The organism is Candidatus Coatesbacteria bacterium (assembly GCA_014728225.1).
In the GTDB taxonomy this organism is placed as follows: Bacteria; RBG-13-66-14; RBG-13-66-14; order RBG-13-66-14; family RBG-13-66-14; genus WJLX01.
In genome coordinates, this window is record WJLX01000004.1 from 18,483 (window position 1) to 35,051 (window position 16,569).

The window sequence follows — 16,569 nt, forward strand, 5'->3', positions numbered from 1 at the left end:
CCGGTCGGTTGAGCGGCGGTCTGTACGAGGCTCAGCACCGAGCCGGTGCGAAGCTGGAAAATGAACGTGAGGTACGGTGCCGATTTCTCTACGCATTCGTTGGCGAACGGCGGATTAGCACGGACACCTGGTCATGTTGAAGCCACCCCACGGGACGGCCCGCGACAGAGCTCGTGGTGGACGGACAGGACAGCACGGCCCAATTGTTCAGGCCGGCGTCGGAAAACCAGGCGGGGGACTGGATTAAGCCGGCTCCGAGCTAATGAACCCGGAACTGTTGACAATACTGATCTACGAACAGATTGCAGAACAGATTGCAGTTTAACTTACCGATAGCTTCTTCTACAACTAATATACATCCAAAAGCCCCCGACGGCAAACATTTTTTCGCCTTTTCTTGCCAGTGGGGGCGAAGTATGGTACGATGCCTACCCGCCTTTGGGTAACAAGAAGTGACAAAACGAAGTGCCCGACACACCGCGTCCAACACGCCGCGTCGAACACGAATCGAAGCCGCGGCGACCGGGCGTCGGCAGAGGCTTTGCTCCAGAAGCGAAGAATCAACGAAGAGGTTTGAAGCGATGCAGCGCATCCAACGTCTGGAACAGGAACAGCTCCGCGAGAACGTTCCCGCCTTCAACGTCGGCGACACCATCGAGGTGGCGGTCAAGATCACCGAGGCCTCCAAGACGCGCATCCAGAAGTTCCAGGGTATCGTTATCGCCAAGAAGCACGGCGGCCTGCGCGAGACCTTCACCGTCCGCCGGACCACCGGGACGGGCAACATCGGCGTGGAGCGCATCTTCCCGCTGCACTCCCCCAACGTCTCCGATATCAGGGTCGTGCGTCGGGGCTCGACCAAGCGCGCCAAACTCTACTATCTGCGCGAGAAGATCGGCCGCGCGGCCCGGGTCAAGGACAAGCGCCTTCACTAGCGGACGCCGCGCGTCGACCGCCAGCACCGAGTAGCATCCGATGGGCCACGGCGTCTGACGTGGCCCTTGTCGAACCCAGCGCCGACAACCCGCCGCGACTTTCCCCCGAGCGCCCCAGCGGTTATAATCCCCCCATGAACCAGCCGGATCGCCAGCCGCGCCGACTCCTCGTCATCGCCTACTACTACCCGCCCTTGGGGATGGGTGGGGTCAAGACGGTCATCCCCTATGTGCGCTATCTGGCCGACTACGGCTGGCGGCCCGAGGTGCTGACGGTCAAGCCGATCGCCTACTACGCCCATGACAAGGCGCTGGCCGACGAGCTGCGGCCCTACGCCCCGGTCCATCGCTGCGGCTCCCTGGATCCGGCCCGGCTGCTGCGTCTGGTCAAGGGACCGGGCTACCGGGTCGCCCTGGGGGCCGGGGCCCTGCGCCACGGCGGCCCGCTATCCCGCTTGCAGCACGCCCTGCTGACCCCGGATCCCAAGGTTCTCAGCGCGCCCTTCTTCTACGCCGCCGGGCGGCGCCTGGGACGGGGCGGGCGCTACGCCGCCCTGTTGGTGATCGCCCCGCCCTTCAGCCACCTGGCCCCGGCCGACGCCCTGGCCCGCAGCCTGCACATTCCCTGGATCGGCCATCTGGGCGATCGTTGGGTCGGCGGCTGGGTCAGCGACACGTCGTCGCCGCTGGCCAAACCGGCCGCCGAGCGCGGCGAGCGCCGGGCCGTCGCGCGCTCCCGGGCGCTGCTCTGCGCCTCGCCCCTGGAGACGGAGCTGCTGCGCCGGCGCTATCCCGAGCACCGCCGCAAGATCCTGACCGCGCCGCTGAGCTTCGATCCCGCCCTGCACGACCTGGACCTCGAGCCCGATCCGCGACGCTTCACCGTGGCCATGGTGGGCACCCATCGGGCCGACGAGGGCCTGACGCCGGTGCTGCGGGCGCTCAAACGGCTGGCTCAACATGGCGGGCGCCCGCCGCTCCTGCGCCACCTGGGCTCCAACCGCGGACCGACGGTGCGCGAGGTCGCCGCGGGGCTGGGCTGCGCCGAGCTGGTCGAGGAGCCGGGACAGGTCGATTACCGGGCCAGCCTCGCCGCCATGCATCGGGCCGACGTGCTCCTGTTGACCGTGGCCGGGGACAATCCCCTCGGCCTGCCCGGCCGGACCTCGGACTACGTCGGCGCGGGACGGCCGATCCTGCTGGTGGCCGACAACCACGCCGCCCGCCGCGTCGTCGAGGGCTACGAACTGGGCGCCTGCTGCCGCCCGGACGAGGCGGAGAGGGTCTGCGAATTGCTGCGGGCCGCCCGGGACGGAGCCGGCCCCCTGGCTGTAAGTCCACCCGACGCGTCGAGGGAAAGCTTCGCCGCGCCCCGCCGGGCCCGGCAATTGAGCGAAATCCTCTCCCACTGGTACCCCGATGAACACTAGCCGACCTCCGCGCCGGGTCCTGATGACGGCCTACCACTTCCCGCCCCTGGGCGGCGGCGGGATGCTGCGGGCCCTCAAGCTGGCCCGCTACCTGCCGGCGTGCGGCTGGCGGCCGACGGTGCTCAGCGCCGACGACCCGGCCTTCCACCTGCGGGACCCGGCGGCCCTGGACCAGGTCGACTGCCCCGTCATCCGCGCCCCGGCGCGACGCTACCCCAGCCTGGGCCGCCTGCTCGGGCTCAGCGCCTCCAGCGGCGCCCAACGGAGCTCCGGCGGAACGTCCCCCGGCGGCGGAGCTCTGCGTGCCCGGTTGCGACGCTGCGCCGCCCGCCTCGGCGACCTGCCCGACGCCCAACGGCGCTGGGCCCGGGGCGCCGCGGCGACGGCCGTCGCCCTGCAGCACCAGCGACCCCACGACCTCATCTGGACCACGGGGCCGCCCCAATCCAGCCACCTCGTCGGCCTGCGCCTCAAGGAGCGCTACGCTGCGCCCTGGGTCGTCGACCTGCGCGACAGTTGGACCGTGGGACCTTTCTTCGAGCCCATCTCCGGCTTCCACCGCGCCCTGGCCCGCCGGCTGGAACGCCGCGTCGTCGAGGCCGCCGACGCCCTGGTCTGCGTCAGCCCGTCGATGGCCGAACTCTACCGCCGCGCCTTTCCCGCCGCCGCCGACAAGCTGAGCGTGATCACCAACGGCTACGACGAGGCCGATTTCGCCGGACTGGAGCAGCTCAAACCAGAGCCCGCCAGTATCGGCTACGCCGGCAGTTTCTACGGACCCCGCCGCCCCGACGTCTTCCTCGACGCCCTAACCCGGCTCCACGGCGAGCATCCCGCCCTGCGCTGGCGCTTCATCGGCAGCGCCGGACCCGAGGCCGCCGCCGCGATCGACGACTGCTCCGCCGCCCATCCCGGCCTGCTCGAACGTCGCGGCTCCCTGCCCCACCGCGCCGCCCTGAGCGAACTCGCTCGCTGCGCGGTGCTGCTGCTGGTCATCGCCCCCCAGCCCGGAGCCCAGACCGTCCTGACCGGCAAGCTGTTCGAATACCTGCGCTTGGGACGGCCGATCCTGGCCTGCTGCCCACCCGGTGACGCCGCCCGGTTGATTACCGAGCTCAACGCCGGCAACATCGCCGATCCGCGGGACCCCGCCGCCGTCGGCCGGGCGCTGGCCGCCCTGCTCGAAAACCCGCCCCCTCCCGTCAGCCGTTGCGCCGTCGAGCCCTACGAGCGCCGCCGCCTGGCCGAGCGCACGGCGCGGCTCTTCAACGAACTGGTCGACGATTAGTGACGCTCGGGGCCGCCCTCGTGTCTTATCGCTGCCGAGGGACCGCAGACCGCAGGGGCCGGCGCGGTTCTTGCGACGCCGGATCCCCAGCGGGTCCGGCGTCGATGCAAGAACCGTGACGGACCCGCTGAAACGGCGGAGATTGACAAAACGGCGGGGTCGCCGGACCCCGTCGTTTGAGTTATCAACCTCAGTTAGCCTGAACGAAGTAGAACTGACCGGCTGCGACAGGTTGCCCGGAGACTCGGGATTGCTCGAGCTGCACTACCATCAGCAAGGCAGTACCTACCGAACAGGCCGCTTGTCGAGGACCTAGCGGCTTCAGTTGGTGTCGAAACAGGCTCCCCGTCGTCGGCTCAATCAAGGGGACTGCACCAGCATATTGTAACTGGGCGGTCCTGCTCTGGACCGCCCAGTTACAGTTGAGCGCGGTCAACCGAGGCCAGGCCTCGCCGCCGACCGCCACTTCAGCGCTTGCGGGCCAGCAGCAGGCCGTCGGCGACGGGGATCAGTGTCATCGTCACCCGCTCGTCGTCGCGCACCTTGCGGTTGAGCCGGCCGATGGCCGCGACGGTGGGGTCTGTGTTCTCCGGATCGGCCACCCGGCCGCCCCAGAGGGCGTTGTCGACGACGATCAGCCCGCCCCGGCGCAGCAGGTGCAGCGCCTCTTCGTAATAGTGGTCCTCGTTGTCTTTGTCGGCGTCGATGAACACCAAATCGAACCCGCCGTCGCGGCCCTCGGCGCGCAGGGCGGCCAGTCCGGCGGCGGCCTCGCCCAGCCGCAGCTCGAGGCGTTCCCCCACACCCGCCCGGGCCCAGTAGCGCCGGGCGACGGCGGTGTACTCGGCGCTCTTGTCGAGGCAGACGATCCTGCCGTCCGGCGGCAGAGCGAGGGCCATCGAGAGCGAGCTGTAGCCGGTGAAGGTGCCCAGCTCGAGAATCCGGCGGGCGCCGGTCAGTTCGACCAGCAGAGCCATGAAGCGGCCCTGGACCGGCGAGATCTGCATATCGGGATTGTCCAGCGCGGCGGTCTCGGCGCGCAGCTCGGCCAGCAGGGGCGGCTCGCGCAGGGTCTGCTCGAGCAGGTAGCGCCAGATCCGCTCGGTGATCTGAATGGTGCGGCGGCTCATCGATCCTCCAGTTCGCGGCGTAGACGCTCTAGGCCTGCATCGCGCTCCTCAGGGTCCATGCTGCGCAACTCCGCGAGACGCAGCCCGAGGATGTCGGCCAGGATGACGGCGGCGTAATCGCAGACCCGGTGGGCGTACATCGAGCCCAGGGTGGCCTCCTCGGAGCCCTCGATGAAGACCGCGGTCTCGTCGTCCAGCAGCAGGGCGAGTTCCGCAACGACGGCCCGGCCGTAGCCGGCCAAACGGCCGGCCAGGCTGTCCGTATAAACCAATCCGTCCTCACCGTAGAGATAGAGCATCCAGTGGTTGTGGGTCACATCGGCGCGCAGGCGCTGGAGCAGGTAGGCGCGCTCGGTCAGCACCTCGAAGGCCAGGCGGTCAGCGCCGTAGTCGTTGCGCCACTCCAGGCGGTAGCGACCGAGGGGCTCGAGGTCGAACAGTTCGCCCAGCTCGATCACGGCGGCGCCCCAGTGACCGGCCTCGACCACCGCGGGATGCTCGGCCGGCTCGAGCAGCTCCGCGCCGGAGAGACGAATCTCGGTGTGGTCCGGGGTTTCCAGGATCAGGGGCGCGGTACCCCAGACGACCTCGGCCGGCAGTTCCTCCGCTCCGGTGTTGTGGAACTGCAAGCGGATGCTGAGACCGTCGACGGGCGAGAGGACGGGCTCCGGCGGACCCCAACAGGGCTGGATGATCAGCGGGCCGTCGACGGCGCAGGCCGCGGAGGCGAGGGCCAGGAACAGGACGAGGGCGCTGCATCTAGGCATCACGGCCTCCCGGGAAAAAGCGCAGGGCGTTGGTGAACACCCAGGGCTTGGGGGCGCCGAGGCGGCGGCGGTGGACCTCGAGGCGGTAGGCTCCGGGTTGGCGAACGGTATGGTAGAGGCGGCGGGCCTTACGCCGCTTGACGATCCGCCCGTCGCCGACCAGGGTCAGGCGGGCGGCGGCGGGCAGCTCGACGAAGATCGTCCAGGGGCCGTCGTCGACGTCAGCCGTCGCGCCGAGCTCGAGGCGGTCGCCCCGGGGGTTCTCGGCCCAGACCCGCGCGCCCCGGGAGTCCCACCAGTAGTCCTGGGCGATGAAGCTGCGTCCGGCGACCAGGCAGTCCAGCAAGCGACGCTCGGCCGCCGCGGCCTCGAGCTGCCCCAGCGGTTCGCAGAAGGCGTGGGTGTGCATCGTCGCCAGGGCCAGGGGATAGGGCAGCAGGGGCACCTTGAAGCCGAAGACGTTGTAGGGGCGGCCGTGGTTGTCGTTGCAGCCGACGACGGGAGCCGGCCCTTGGCGCAACTGCTCGTCCCAGCGCAGCAGGGTCATCCGCTTGGGACCCTTGAGCACCCAGGCCGGGAACAGCACGGCCTGCAGCGCCGAGGGCAACCCGCGCAGGTGGTCCTGCCAGTCAGTCATCAGGTCCCAGATGTCGACCAGATCGTAACCGGTGACGCTCCAGTCGCGCCAGGCGTAGCAGCCGATGCCGAAGCGCTCGTTGCCGCGGTGGTCGGGATGGGCGATGACGCCGACGCCGCCGTGTCTATTCACTTCACGGATAAACCCCGCGGGCGGTAGCTGGGACAAATCCTCGGGACCGTCGTAGCCCAGGGCCAGGTAGTGGTTCTGGTCGGGGGTGATCTCGTCGCCGACGCAGAGCAGCAGGGATTGCCGGTCGCCGGGGCGCTCGACCCGGCGGGGACCGTCGTCGCCGGCGACGTACCAACCGTCCCAGCCGTCGCGCCGCGGCTGGAGGGTGTCGTGATCGGTGAGGATGATGAAATCGAGCCCAAGTTCCAGCCCGCAGGCGATGATCCGCCCCACGGACCAGGCGCCGTCGGAGTAGGTCGAGTGGAGGTGGATGACACCGCTGTACTCGCGCAGGCTCACTACATCGGACCGCCGAAGATGAAACTCAGGCCGTACATCGCCGCGGCCCAGATCGCCCACAACACCCCGACGATGCCGAAGGCTTTCTTCTTCGGGATATCGACGATCTCGCTCAGGGCCACGGTGTAGAGGAACACCGTCCAGATGGAAAACAGGTCGATCCGGTCGGCCAGCGATCTCAGCAGCCGCATGTACCATTCGGTCTGTCCCGGCGGAATCAACACCCCCAGGCTGGTCCCGGTGTGGAAGCTCCCCGTCACCCGGAACAGGATCACGTGGACGATGCTCGAGGCGGCGTAGGTCACCAGCCCCAGGGAGGCGACGGCCAGGCCGCGTTTGAAGCCCAAGTGGCGGCCGGTTACGCCGACGGCGACGTTGAGCGCCCCGGCCGCGGCCAGCAGGTAGAGGGTGATCTGGACCAGGGGCACGCCGAAGAAGAAGACGTAGAACAACGGACCCCGGCCGATCTGTTCGCGCCGCTGCTGCAGCATCTCCAGTTGCTGCTCCGGGATCTCGTCGCGGTGCTCGGCGATGTAATCATCGATCTGCTGCCGGCCCTGCTCGATCGCCATGTCCATGATGAAGACCGAGGCGCCCAGGGCGACGACCACGCAGACCAGGGCGAAGACGAACCAGCGCGGACGCTCCTTGAGCGCGCCGAAGGCGTCCTCGGGCGCCGTCACGGCGTCCAGCAACTGGTTCAGCGGGTTCTTGTAGCTGACCGGGGTTTCATTGTCCATCGCACGCACCTTTCGCTTGCGGTCGTAATCGGCTGGGAGCGCAAGACCCGCGCCGCTCTCCGGCGCACCGTCCGCGCGTCAACTCCAGATCAGGGGCAGGGGGGTCAGGGCCCAGGCGGGCAGGAAGCCGCTGAGGTTGACCACCCAGAGGATCAGGACGCTGTAAGCCCCGGCGACGAGATCGTCGATCATGATCCCCCAGCCGCCGGGCAGCTTCTCCGCCGGCCGCGCCGGCCAGACCTTGGCGATGTCGAAGAAGCGGAACAGCAAAAAGGCCAGCGCCAGGTTGAACCACGTCCGCGGCAGATAGCTCAGCACCAGCAGCATCACCGCCCCCTCGTCGACGGTGGCCTGGGAGGGATCCGGGTGCTCGTAGCGCTCGGCCAGCCAGCCGCAGGCCGGCACGCCGAGCAGGAACAGCAGTGCCCCCAGGGCCGGCACCAGCCAGGGCAGCTCCGGCGGCAAAACGACGTAGACGGCGCAGGCCGCCAGACTGGCCACGGTTCCCGAGGCGACGGGGAAGTAGCCCGTCAGGCCGAAGGAGCCGAGCAGCACGGCGGGGAGCTGGACGAGGCGCAGCTTGGGCGGTTTCTTCAGCTTGGTGCGCTTGATAATGCTCATGGCTTAATCCCCAAAGGCTTCGTCTAGGAGTTGTTTGCGGTAGTCGAGATCCACGGCGGCGCGATAGACGAGGGGGTTGTGAACTGCTTTAACATTTGGCAATGGTGAGTATCCCATTTGCGGTTGAGCCTTAACAATAGTTTCCCATTTAGCTAATAACTCATTAGAGATTAGATTAATATCATTATAATCCATTACAAAGCTAACATATATATAAGGATCAGAGCCCTTACTTTTTGTTATCAGCTTAAAGGGTTCTTTGTTATAATGTTTCTTAGTCATGCTTTCGTAACTATCTGGATCTATATCTTCTGGTAAGATGAATCCAATAGAATTGATATGTTGATGATTAGCTGTAAGGGAAAAACCTCTATTGATCGTAAGATTGATTGATAATCCTTTAGTGCAACTTGTTACAAATCTTTCTGGATATTGGTCTAGGTTTGCTATTTCTATTGCCCTTTTCATTAAATCGAAATATCCCTCAATCCATTCCTTTGATGGTGACCTTCTAATCGCCGCCAACAATCGTTTCCGGTGCTCGGCTTCTGTTGTCGGCGTCTTAGTCGCCTTCTTCTTCGAACGCTGATGCAGCTTGGTCTGCGTTCGATGGTTATTCTTCGAGAAGAGAGGCTCGGAGGTGGTGCGTTCGCTGACAGATCTTTCTTTAATCCTCGTTATTCTTTTAGCATCTATAGGTATCTCTTCTGATTCGTTCCATAGATTGGAATACCATTCCCTTAATTCAATGACAATATCGCCTTCGAAAAGTACCGCCGCTTCGTCACGTCTTCCAAATCCCAGATCAGTTAAATTGGCCGAGCCCAGAAGCGCCTTCTCTTTCCCAATGAACACCTTGGCGTGCAACAAATCCTTGTGATGTATTTGATTGTGGTTATTCTTACAGAATTCAATCAAACGCTGTTTGCTTCTGTCAGTTAAAGCATTGAAGCATTCATTGCAATCCGTTATCAAGCGCCATTCTTTGCCTTCGATCAATCGTAATAATATATCAGGATTGAAGTAGGGCACAACTATCGACAAGGAGCCATCCGCGGCGACTTCCTCGATTGCATCCCAAAACGCAGTCGAAGCTTTATCGCCCTCATGCACGATCAGCCGCATCACTCCTCCTCGGCCTCCAGGCCGGAGCGGATCAGCGCGCGGCCCTTGACCAGGTAGTCGACGCCGGAAACCAGGCTCTGCAGGGCGGCCAGACCGACCAGAGACAGGTAGACGATCCGGCAGATGCGGTCGATTTCCGGCGTCCAGGCGCCGCCGGCCTCGACGACGAGGGCGCGCACGGCCAGGAAGGCCACCACAGCGACCACGGCGGTCAGCTGCAGCAGGGTCTTGGCCTTGCCCAGCTTGCTGGAGGGGACCTCGACACCGCGGTGGGCGGCGTAGGCCCGCAGGGCGGTCACCAGCAGCTCGCGCCAGATGACGACGAGGGCGATCCAGAAGGGCACCAGGGGGGTGCCGGGGGTGTGCTCGACCACGGCGAAGGTCACCAGGGCGCCGGCGACGAACAGCTTGTCGGCCAGGGGATCGGCGAAGCGGCCGAAGGCCGAGCCGCTGTCCCGGCGCCGGGCGACGATGCCGTCGACCAGGTCGGTCAGGGCGGCTATCAAAGCCAGGGCCAGGGCGGCGATGTACAGCCCGGTCCCGCCCAGAGCCAGACAGGCCGTGAAGGGAACGGTCAACACCATGCGCACCAGGGTCAGTTTGTTGGGCAGGGTCATGCTTCGGTCGGGGGTTCAGCGGCGGCGGGCTCGGCGCGTAGATCGTAGGGCAGGGCCTCGGTGTAGATGATGCGGCGGAACTCACCGGGGAGCCAGTCATGGCCCCGGGGCAGGACGACCTCGACGAAGCCGTCGACCTCGGGGCAGTGGCGGGCGGCGCGACAGACGGCGCCCTCCTCGGCGATGAAATCGACCAGCACCTGGTCCTCGGTGCCGACGAGGGCGCTGTTCTTCTCCAGGCTGACGGCCTCTTGCAGCTCGTAGAGGGCGCGGCGCCGCAGCTCCTTCTCGGCGGGGGTGACGTCGTCGTCCAGGGCGGCGGCCGGGGTGTTCGGCATGGCGGCGAAGGCGAAGACGCCCAGATGGTCGAAGCGCACCTCGTCGACGAACCTGACCAGTTCGTCGAAGGCGGCGGCGTCCTCACCGGGAAAGCCGACCAGGGCGGTGCCGCGCAGAACGAGATCGGGCACCAGCTCCCGGGCCGCTTCGAGCGTCGCCCGCAGCTCCACGGGACCGCCCTCGCGGTTCATCGCCCGCAACACCCCGGCGTCGGCGTGCTGGAAGGGGAAGTCCAGGTAGGGCACGAACTGGGGCTGGGCGTCCAGGGCGCCGAGGAAAGCCTCGTCGATGCGGGCGGGGTTGGGGTAGAGAACGCGCAGCCAGAGGTCGTCGACGGGCAAGTTGAGGGCCAGCTCGCCGAGGAGGTGTGCCAGGGACGGTTCACCGTAGAGATCGCGACCGTAGGCCGTGGTCTCCTGGGCGATCAGGATCAGCTCCCGGGCGCCGGCCTGGACCAGACCGGCGGCTTCGCCGACGACGGCTTCGAGTTCGCGGCTGCGCTGGGGGCCGCGCAGGCGGGGGATGGCGCAGAAGGCGCAGCCCAGGTCGCAGCCTTCGGCCAGTTTGAGGTAGGCCGTGTGCGGCGGGGTCAGGGCGATGCGCTGGGGCAGGACGTCGGGGTTGCCGTCGTAGGCGCCGCCGGGCTCGCCGAAGCTCACCACGGGGGCTTCGGCCGTTTCAGCGGCTGTTCCGCCGAAGAGTCCGTCGACCAGCTCTCCCAGCCGGGGCAGGGCGCCGGTGCCCGCCAGCAGGTCGATCGCTGGGTACTCGTCGAGCAACCGCTCGCGCAGCTCCTCGACGGCGCAGCCGATCACCGCCAGCCTCGAACCGCCGAAGCGGTCGCGCAGCGAAGCCAGCCGCTCCAGCTCGACCCGTGTCTCCTCGAGGGCCTCGGGCAGAAAGCCGCAGGTGTTGATCAGGTACAGCTCGGCCTCGTCGTCGTCGGTCAGCTCCCAGCCCCGCCGGGACAACTGACCGAGGACGACCTCGGAATCCACCAGGGCCTTGCTGCAGCCCAGGGAGACCAGGTGAACCCGGCGCTGTCGGTGTCGCTCAGTCATCGTCGACCGTTTCCCGGTCTGCGGGCGGCGCCTCGTCGAGGAGGAAGACGATCGAGCGCTCGTTGCGCGGCGCCCGAGCTCGCAGCTTCCACTGCGTCCCGTCGGCGAGTTCGACGTACAGGTGATCGGCGCTGAAGCGCACCCGGTGCAACCGATCCAACCGGCAGCGCTGAAGGCGCCGCTTGTCGTAGGCCAGGACCTCGTCGCCGCGCAGGGCCAATCCGGCCGCGGCGTTCTGGTTGAAGGACAGGTCGGCGAAGGCCGTCAGTTCGTCGGGGTCCAGCTCCAGCCGCCGGGCGACGCGGTTGCGCCGGGCGCCCTTGAGCCGGGAGGAGGCGAAGCGCTGGAGCAGCTCGCCGCGCGCCTCCTCGTCCAGGTGACTGGAGACGACGCCGGGGGCCAGCTCGGCGGCCAGGCGGTAGAGGGGCTCCGGCTCTTCGACACTGTAGATGCCGGGCGCCAGCCAGCGGTCCTGAGCCCGCATGGCGGCGGCGTCGACACTCCAGCGTTCGCCGAAACCCGGATGCTCGGCGAGTTTGTGTTGCAGCCGCAGAACCTCGGCGACGGGGAAATCGGCCTCGACCTCGCCGTCGCGCATGACCAGGGAGCCGATGATGTCCAGGTAGCGACCCCAACCGTGGAACAGCCGGGCGGCCTGGTTCTTCAGCTCCGGCCAGCAGTCCGGAGCCGCGGTGATCGCACCCGCCTCCACGGCCCGGACCAGGGAGCGGAGGGCCTCGGCCAGGGCGCGGGTGCGGGCGGCCAGCTCCCCGTGGACGACGACGAGCTTGCGCTCTTGCAGCATCTGCGTCAACTGGCGGGCCAGCCAGAGCTCACCGGCGGGCCGGCGCACGGCGCGCCGCAGGGCCGAACGCTCGCCGTAGAATTCGCCCCGGGGGGTGAAATCACGCAGCTCGGGCAGACGGGTCGCTTCCTCCATCGGGAACACCTCGCCGCCGACGACGCGGTGCAGGCGGCCGCAGTCCGGACAGGCCAGGCCGTCGCCGTCGGCGTCGCCGCAGGCGAAATCGGCGCCGCAGCGCTCGCAACAGCCGAGGACCAGCTTGTCGCCCGGGGTCAGCAGGTGCGGCAGACCGCACTCACCGCAGGGGGCATGGGGCAGCTCGCGCAGGTGGGTCTGTTCCGTCCGGCAGCGCGGGCAGTAGACCCGGCGGCCCGGGATCAGGCCGTAGCGCACCAGGCCCGTCAGCCCGAAGCCCAGGGCCACCGCACCCCCCGCCGCCAGGGGAATACCGATGAAGATCCCCAGGGGACCGCCGCCGATGATCAGCAGCGCACCCAGCGCCGCCACGGCCAGGCCCAGGCCGCCGTCGCGCAAGGCCCGCTTGAGCCGCTGACTCCGCGTCACCACCCCGCTCATCGCTCCATCCTCAACAGCTCGACGCCCGCCGGGGCCTCGAAAGTGAACTGGCCGTCGGCCAGCGCAATATCCAGCTCGATGTCGGACAGACGGTAGCTGAGCTCGTTGCCCTGCTCGTCGACGAGTTCGATCTGCAGCGGCAGCCAGCGCTCCGTATCGATCCACAGCCGACCGGCGGGGTAGGCCTCGGCCGGGTCCCGCGCCGTCATCCGCAGCCGGACCGTCGCCACGCCGTTGACCTCCTCCTCGCCGTCCAGCTCGTAGGCGTAGTCGCGCTCGAAGTAGCCCACCAGGTCCGTCAGCATCGTCTGCTCGGCGAAGTCCGCGACGGGGCCGTAGAGGCACTGGCCGTTCTTGACCGTGTACAACCAATACGTCTCACCATCGCAGACCAGAATCTGCTCGTAAGGCGTGTGATACTCGATGCGGAAGCGGTCCGGCAGGTCCATCCGCAGGACCCCGAGCAGCACGCGGCGCTGGCCCAGGAGACCCGAAACCGTCACCCGGCGCAGATCACAGGTCAGGGTGTCGGCGTCGGCGTAGGCGGCCTTGACCCGGGCGACGACGTCGTCGACGGTCAGGGCGACGGTCAGGCTTGCCGTCAGGACAAGCAAGAGTAAAAAGGCGGATCGAAAAAGTTTCATCGGTTTCCCGGTTGGAGGGCTTACTGGGGTACGTGGAGGTAAGGTTGGGGGTTCCGCTATCGCGCTTGATTTGCGGGCTGAGACCTTTGAAAAAACCGATGAGGAACGCCGGCGGCTCGACGATCCGGAGCGCCGGAACTGGCACGGTTTTTGCGGAGGCGACACCGTCGGGTCGTTGGCTGCTTCGCCGAGATGCAAAAACCGTGCCAGTTCCGGCCGGTGCGGGTTTGGACCGTCGGGCGGCCGGTTTTCAAAGGTCTCAGCCGTCGGTTGGTTTTAGGGTCGCGCCCGCCAATGCCGGACCACGGCCAGGACCGCCCCTTCGTCGACGTAGCCCGCCTGCAGGCGCAGCGGCTCGGCGGCGCCGACGGGCAGGAACAGCAGGTCCCCGCGGCCGAGGAGTTTCTCCGCTCCGCCCTCGTCGAGGATGACCCGGGAGTCGACGGCGGAGCGCACCTTGAAGGCGGCCCGGCTGGGGAAGTTGGCCTTGAGTACTCCGGTGACGACGTCGACGCTGGGCCGCTGGGTGGCCACCAACAGGTGGAGGCCCACGGCGCGAGCCATCTGGGCCAGACGGGCCAGTGGGGTTTCGACGGATTTGCCGGTGGCGGCCATCAGCTCGGCCAGCTCGTCGACGGCGATCACGATCCAGGGCAGCGGTTCGAGTTCTTTGTCCTCGGCGGCGGCCAGTTCGTTGTAGGTCTCGATGGAGCGGCGCTGGGCCTTGGCCAGCACGGTGTAGCGGCGGTCCATCTCGGCGACCAGTTTCTCCAACTCGACGAGGGCCTTCTGCGGGTCGGTGATCGGCGCGCCGATCAGGTGGGGCAGACCGGCGTAGGGCGCCAGCTCGACCCGGCCGGGATCGATCAGCAGCAGGCGCAGGGTCTGTGGGCCGACCCGGGAGAGCAGGGACAGCAGCACGGCGTTGAGGAAGACGCTCTTGCCCGAGCCGGTGGTGCCGGCGATCAGCAGGTGGGGCAGTTTGGCCAGATCGGCGATGACGACGGCACCGTCCTGGCCCAGGCCGACGGGGAAGGCCAGGGGGCTGGCGTGGCGTTGCCAGGCCTCGTCCTCCAGCAGCTCGCGCAGGGCGACGATGCGCCGTTCGCTCAACGGAATCTCGAGGTTGACGGTGCCGGCCTCGGAACGCGGCACTACGCGCACCGCCGGGCTTTTCAGCGCCAGGGACAGCTCCGGCGTCAAGCGCTCCAGGCTCTTCAGCCGTTCGCGGGGGGCCAGGCGCAGTTCGAAGACGCCCAGGCTGGGTCCGCGACGGTAGCCGATGATGTTGGCGGCCACCCCGTGCTGTTCGAGGAAGCGGCGCAGCAGCTCGGGGCGCTCGTCGGGCTCTTCCCGGGTCGGCTGGACGGCGGCTTCGGCGCCCAGGGTATCGAGGGGCGGCGGGGCGGCGGCGGCGGGCGCGGCCGGTTCCAGACCGGCGTCGACGGGCTGCTCGATGGATGACGTAGGTTGCTCCCCGTCCGGCGGTCGTTCGCACTTCTCCGACGACGGCGGCTTGGCGGCGCCTTGATGATGCTTATCTCGACCCCGTTTGACCGCCGCGGCCATCCGCTTCCCGCCGCGGCCGAAGAACGCGCCGATCTCGCGCAGCCGCAACCCCGTCGCCAGGGTGAAGCCGAACAACAGCAGCAGGCTTCCCAACAGAACGGTGCCGAAACCCCCCAGGACACTCGTCAGGGAGCCGGAGATCCAGCGGCCGAGCCGACCGCCGTAGAGCGGCCAGGCCCGCTCGGCGCCGACAAGATCGAAGAATAAGGCCAGGGAGCCGATCAACAGCAGGAAACCCAACAATTGACGGCCCAGGCGTTCCGTGGCGGCGCGGATCAACGCCTGACCAGCGTAGATCACCACCAGGGCCAGGGCGAAGCCCAGGTAGCCCACCAGCCAGAGCTGGGCGCGACCCCAACTCAGGCCCCAGGCGCCGACGAAAGACGAGTCTGTGTCTGTCAACGTGGGCGGGGCGCCGGCGTTAAGGTAGGCCGCCAGGCAGACGAAGCTGAACAGTCCGGCCAGGATCAAGACGATCCCCCAGCCGAGGCTGCGTTCACTGCGCTTGCGCTTCTTGCGACGTTTGGCCATGGTGGGTAGGTTCGTGCTTAATGGTATCGACGATGAATCATAGGAGGGGGCGTCAGGGGCGTCACCTTTGAAAATTTAGCTAATCGTTGTTTCGTAGCGCTCCCGTGGGTGTTGGCGCCGGAACCGGCACGGTTTTTGCATGTCGGCGCGGCGGCGGGCGTCTCGCGGGTTGCGCCTCCGCAAAAACCGTGCCGGTTCCGGCGCCGAGGTTGCGGAGGTAGGCGGGGCGGGTGTGGCCGTAATTTTTCAAAGGTGACGCCGGCGGTCCTGATCAGGCGATGGCGATGGTCACCACGCCGGCGATCAGGCAGTAGAAGCCGAAGAGCCAGAAGCGTCCGCTCTGCACGGTGCCCATGACCACGCGGATGGCTCCCAGGGCGGTCAGGAAGGCGGCCAGGCCGCCGACGAAGTAAACGGGCCAGGACAGCCAGTCGGCGCTTTGCAGCACCCCGCCCAGTTCGAGCAGGTTGGCGCCGAGGATCGCCGGCAGGGAGAGCAGGAAGCTGAACTCGGCGGCCCGGCGCTGTTGGATGTCGAGGTGGAGTCCGGCGGCGATAGTTGAGCCGCTGCGGCTGATGCCGGGCAGGATCGCCAGGGCCTGGGCGCCGCCGATGGCGAGGGCGCGCCACCAGTTGGGCGCCGGCGCCGTGTCGTCTTCCGGGCTGTTCTCGGGTTTGCGCTGGCGGCGCAGGCGCAGGCTGAAGAGGATCACCGCCGTCACCAGGAGCATCCAGCCGGCCAGCTCGGGCGACTGGAAGGCCCGTTCGATGTCGCTCTTCCAGAGCAGGCCGACGGCCACCGCGGGGAGGGTGCCGATGATGATCCCGACGAGGAGTTTGCCCAGGCGCTTGTCGCCGGAGGGTAGATCCTTGCCGGTCACGGCGCGCCAGGGGTTGGCGACGAGAACGCGCAACAGGTTGATGAAGCGCCGGCCGAAGTAGACCATCACGGCCAGGGCCGTGGCGAAGTGCAGAAAGACGCCGAAGGCCAGGTTGCCTTCCGGGGTGACGCCCAGCAGTTCGCCGACGATGACCAGATGCCCCGAGCTGGAGATGGGCAGGAACTCGGTGGCGCCCTGGACGAAGCCCAGGGTCGCCGCCTGGAAGAGGTTCAAGGGGTTTTCCTTCCAATGGGGCTGTTAAAAGGATACAACAAAGGGCGTCGGGATGACAGCACTCAAGCCAAGCCGCGGGCGCGGAGCAGCGCGGTGTAGAGCGCGATGTGCTCGGCGGCCAGTTCGGTGAAACTGGTGCGGCGGACGAACTCGTCGCGGGCCGGACCGC

At 67.4% G+C, this 16,569-nt stretch carries 15 protein-coding genes; 3 read left to right on the forward strand and 12 right to left on the reverse strand.

The features are described from left to right. The first annotated feature begins 581 nt into the window (after nucleotides 1-581). The 3 genes from rplS to GF399_00555 all read left to right on the forward strand — a co-directional run bounded on the left by rplS (nucleotide 582) and on the right by GF399_00555 (nucleotide 3,653). The gene (rplS, locus tag GF399_00545; protein ID MBD3398802.1) at nucleotides 582-935 is read left to right on the forward strand and encodes a 50S ribosomal protein L19; all 354 of its coding nucleotides are present in this window, start codon (nucleotides 582-584) and stop codon (nucleotides 933-935) included. Between the two features lie 134 nt (nucleotides 936-1,069). Beyond that, a complete protein-coding gene (locus tag GF399_00550; GenBank protein ID MBD3398803.1) occupies nucleotides 1,070-2,365 on the forward strand; it encodes a hypothetical protein in 1,296 nt (431 codons plus the stop codon). Next, entirely contained in the window at nucleotides 2,355-3,653 is a 1,299-nt protein-coding gene (locus GF399_00555; protein ID MBD3398804.1) for a glycosyltransferase, read from the forward strand. Before GF399_00550 ends, GF399_00555 begins: the two co-directional genes overlap by 11 nt. Before the next feature lie 467 nt (nucleotides 3,654-4,120). Here the strand turns inward: GF399_00555 and GF399_00560 are convergent, their stop codons facing one another. From GF399_00560 to GF399_00615, 12 genes are all read right to left on the reverse strand, one after another. Then, nucleotides 4,121-4,783, reverse strand: a complete 663-nt coding sequence (locus GF399_00560; protein ID MBD3398805.1) for a methyltransferase domain-containing protein — start codon at nucleotides 4,781-4,783, stop codon at nucleotides 4,121-4,123. Continuing rightward, entirely contained in the window at nucleotides 4,780-5,550 is a 771-nt protein-coding gene (locus tag GF399_00565) for a hypothetical protein (GenBank protein ID MBD3398806.1), read from the reverse strand. Before GF399_00565 ends, GF399_00560 begins: the two co-directional genes overlap by 4 nt. Then, a complete protein-coding gene (locus GF399_00570; GenBank protein ID MBD3398807.1) occupies nucleotides 5,543-6,658 on the reverse strand; it encodes a hypothetical protein in 1,116 nt (371 codons plus the stop codon). The genes GF399_00565 and GF399_00570 overlap by 8 nt, the downstream gene beginning before the upstream one ends. Further along, a complete protein-coding gene (locus GF399_00575; GenBank protein ID MBD3398808.1) occupies nucleotides 6,658-7,398 on the reverse strand; it encodes a hypothetical protein in 741 nt (246 codons plus the stop codon). The genes GF399_00570 and GF399_00575 overlap by 1 nt, the downstream gene beginning before the upstream one ends. 78 nt (nucleotides 7,399-7,476) lie before the next feature. Beyond that, nucleotides 7,477-8,019, reverse strand: coding sequence for a phosphatidylglycerophosphatase A (locus GF399_00580; protein ID MBD3398809.1), 543 nt, complete (start codon nucleotides 8,017-8,019; stop codon nucleotides 7,477-7,479). A 3-nt stretch (nucleotides 8,020-8,022) separates the two neighbouring features. After that, nucleotides 8,023-9,144 (reverse strand): hypothetical protein, encoded by a 1,122-nt coding sequence (locus tag GF399_00585; protein MBD3398810.1) that lies wholly within the window; start codon nucleotides 9,142-9,144, stop codon nucleotides 8,023-8,025. Beyond that, the gene (gene pgsA / locus GF399_00590; GenBank protein ID MBD3398811.1) at nucleotides 9,144-9,761 is read right to left on the reverse strand and encodes a CDP-diacylglycerol--glycerol-3-phosphate 3-phosphatidyltransferase; all 618 of its coding nucleotides are present in this window, start codon (nucleotides 9,759-9,761) and stop codon (nucleotides 9,144-9,146) included. Before pgsA ends, GF399_00585 begins: the two co-directional genes overlap by 1 nt. Continuing rightward, on the reverse strand, nucleotides 9,758-11,161 hold the full coding sequence (locus tag GF399_00595; GenBank protein ID MBD3398812.1) for a MiaB/RimO family radical SAM methylthiotransferase: 1,404 nt from the start codon (nucleotides 11,159-11,161) through the stop codon (nucleotides 9,758-9,760). Before GF399_00595 ends, pgsA begins: the two co-directional genes overlap by 4 nt. Next, nucleotides 11,154-12,542, reverse strand: coding sequence for a hypothetical protein (locus GF399_00600; GenBank protein ID MBD3398813.1), 1,389 nt, complete (start codon nucleotides 12,540-12,542; stop codon nucleotides 11,154-11,156). Before GF399_00600 ends, GF399_00595 begins: the two co-directional genes overlap by 8 nt. Continuing rightward, nucleotides 12,539-13,186, reverse strand: coding sequence for an outer membrane lipoprotein-sorting protein (locus GF399_00605; GenBank protein MBD3398814.1), 648 nt, complete (start codon nucleotides 13,184-13,186; stop codon nucleotides 12,539-12,541). The genes GF399_00600 and GF399_00605 overlap by 4 nt, the downstream gene beginning before the upstream one ends. Nucleotides 13,187-13,462: 276 nt before the next feature. Continuing rightward, nucleotides 13,463-15,286 carry a hypothetical protein gene (locus GF399_00610; protein ID MBD3398815.1) on the reverse strand — a complete coding sequence of 608 codons (1,824 nt, stop codon included), beginning with the start codon at nucleotides 15,284-15,286 and terminating at the stop codon, nucleotides 13,463-13,465. Between the two features lie 271 nt (nucleotides 15,287-15,557). Then, on the reverse strand, nucleotides 15,558-16,400 hold the full coding sequence (locus GF399_00615; protein MBD3398816.1) for a hypothetical protein: 843 nt from the start codon (nucleotides 16,398-16,400) through the stop codon (nucleotides 15,558-15,560). Nucleotides 16,401-16,569 lie beyond the last annotated feature (169 nt).

Coding starts and splice junctions, on each gene's coding strand:
- pgsA (MBD3398811.1), bottom strand. CDS start 9,761: ATGACCCTGCCCAACAAACTGACCCTGGTGCGCATGGTGTTGACCGTT.
- GF399_00565 (MBD3398806.1), bottom strand. CDS start 5,550: ATGCCTAGATGCAGCGCCCTCGTCCTGTTCCTGGCCCTCGCCTCCGCG.
- GF399_00560 (MBD3398805.1), bottom strand. CDS start 4,783: ATGAGCCGCCGCACCATTCAGATCACCGAGCGGATCTGGCGCTACCTG.
- GF399_00555 (MBD3398804.1), top strand. CDS start 2,355: ATGAACACTAGCCGACCTCCGCGCCGGGTCCTGATGACGGCCTACCAC.
- rplS (MBD3398802.1), top strand. CDS start 582: ATGCAGCGCATCCAACGTCTGGAACAGGAACAGCTCCGCGAGAACGTT.
- GF399_00605 (MBD3398814.1), bottom strand. CDS start 13,186: ATGAAACTTTTTCGATCCGCCTTTTTACTCTTGCTTGTCCTGACGGCA.
- GF399_00550 (MBD3398803.1), top strand. CDS start 1,070: ATGAACCAGCCGGATCGCCAGCCGCGCCGACTCCTCGTCATCGCCTAC.
- GF399_00575 (MBD3398808.1), bottom strand. CDS start 7,398: ATGGACAATGAAACCCCGGTCAGCTACAAGAACCCGCTGAACCAGTTG.
- GF399_00600 (MBD3398813.1), bottom strand. CDS start 12,542: ATGAGCGGGGTGGTGACGCGGAGTCAGCGGCTCAAGCGGGCCTTGCGC.
- GF399_00595 (MBD3398812.1), bottom strand. CDS start 11,161: ATGACTGAGCGACACCGACAGCGCCGGGTTCACCTGGTCTCCCTGGGC.
- GF399_00585 (MBD3398810.1), bottom strand. CDS start 9,144: ATGCGGCTGATCGTGCATGAGGGCGATAAAGCTTCGACTGCGTTTTGG.
- GF399_00580 (MBD3398809.1), bottom strand. CDS start 8,019: ATGAGCATTATCAAGCGCACCAAGCTGAAGAAACCGCCCAAGCTGCGC.
- GF399_00610 (MBD3398815.1), bottom strand. CDS start 15,286: ATGGCCAAACGTCGCAAGAAGCGCAAGCGCAGTGAACGCAGCCTCGGC.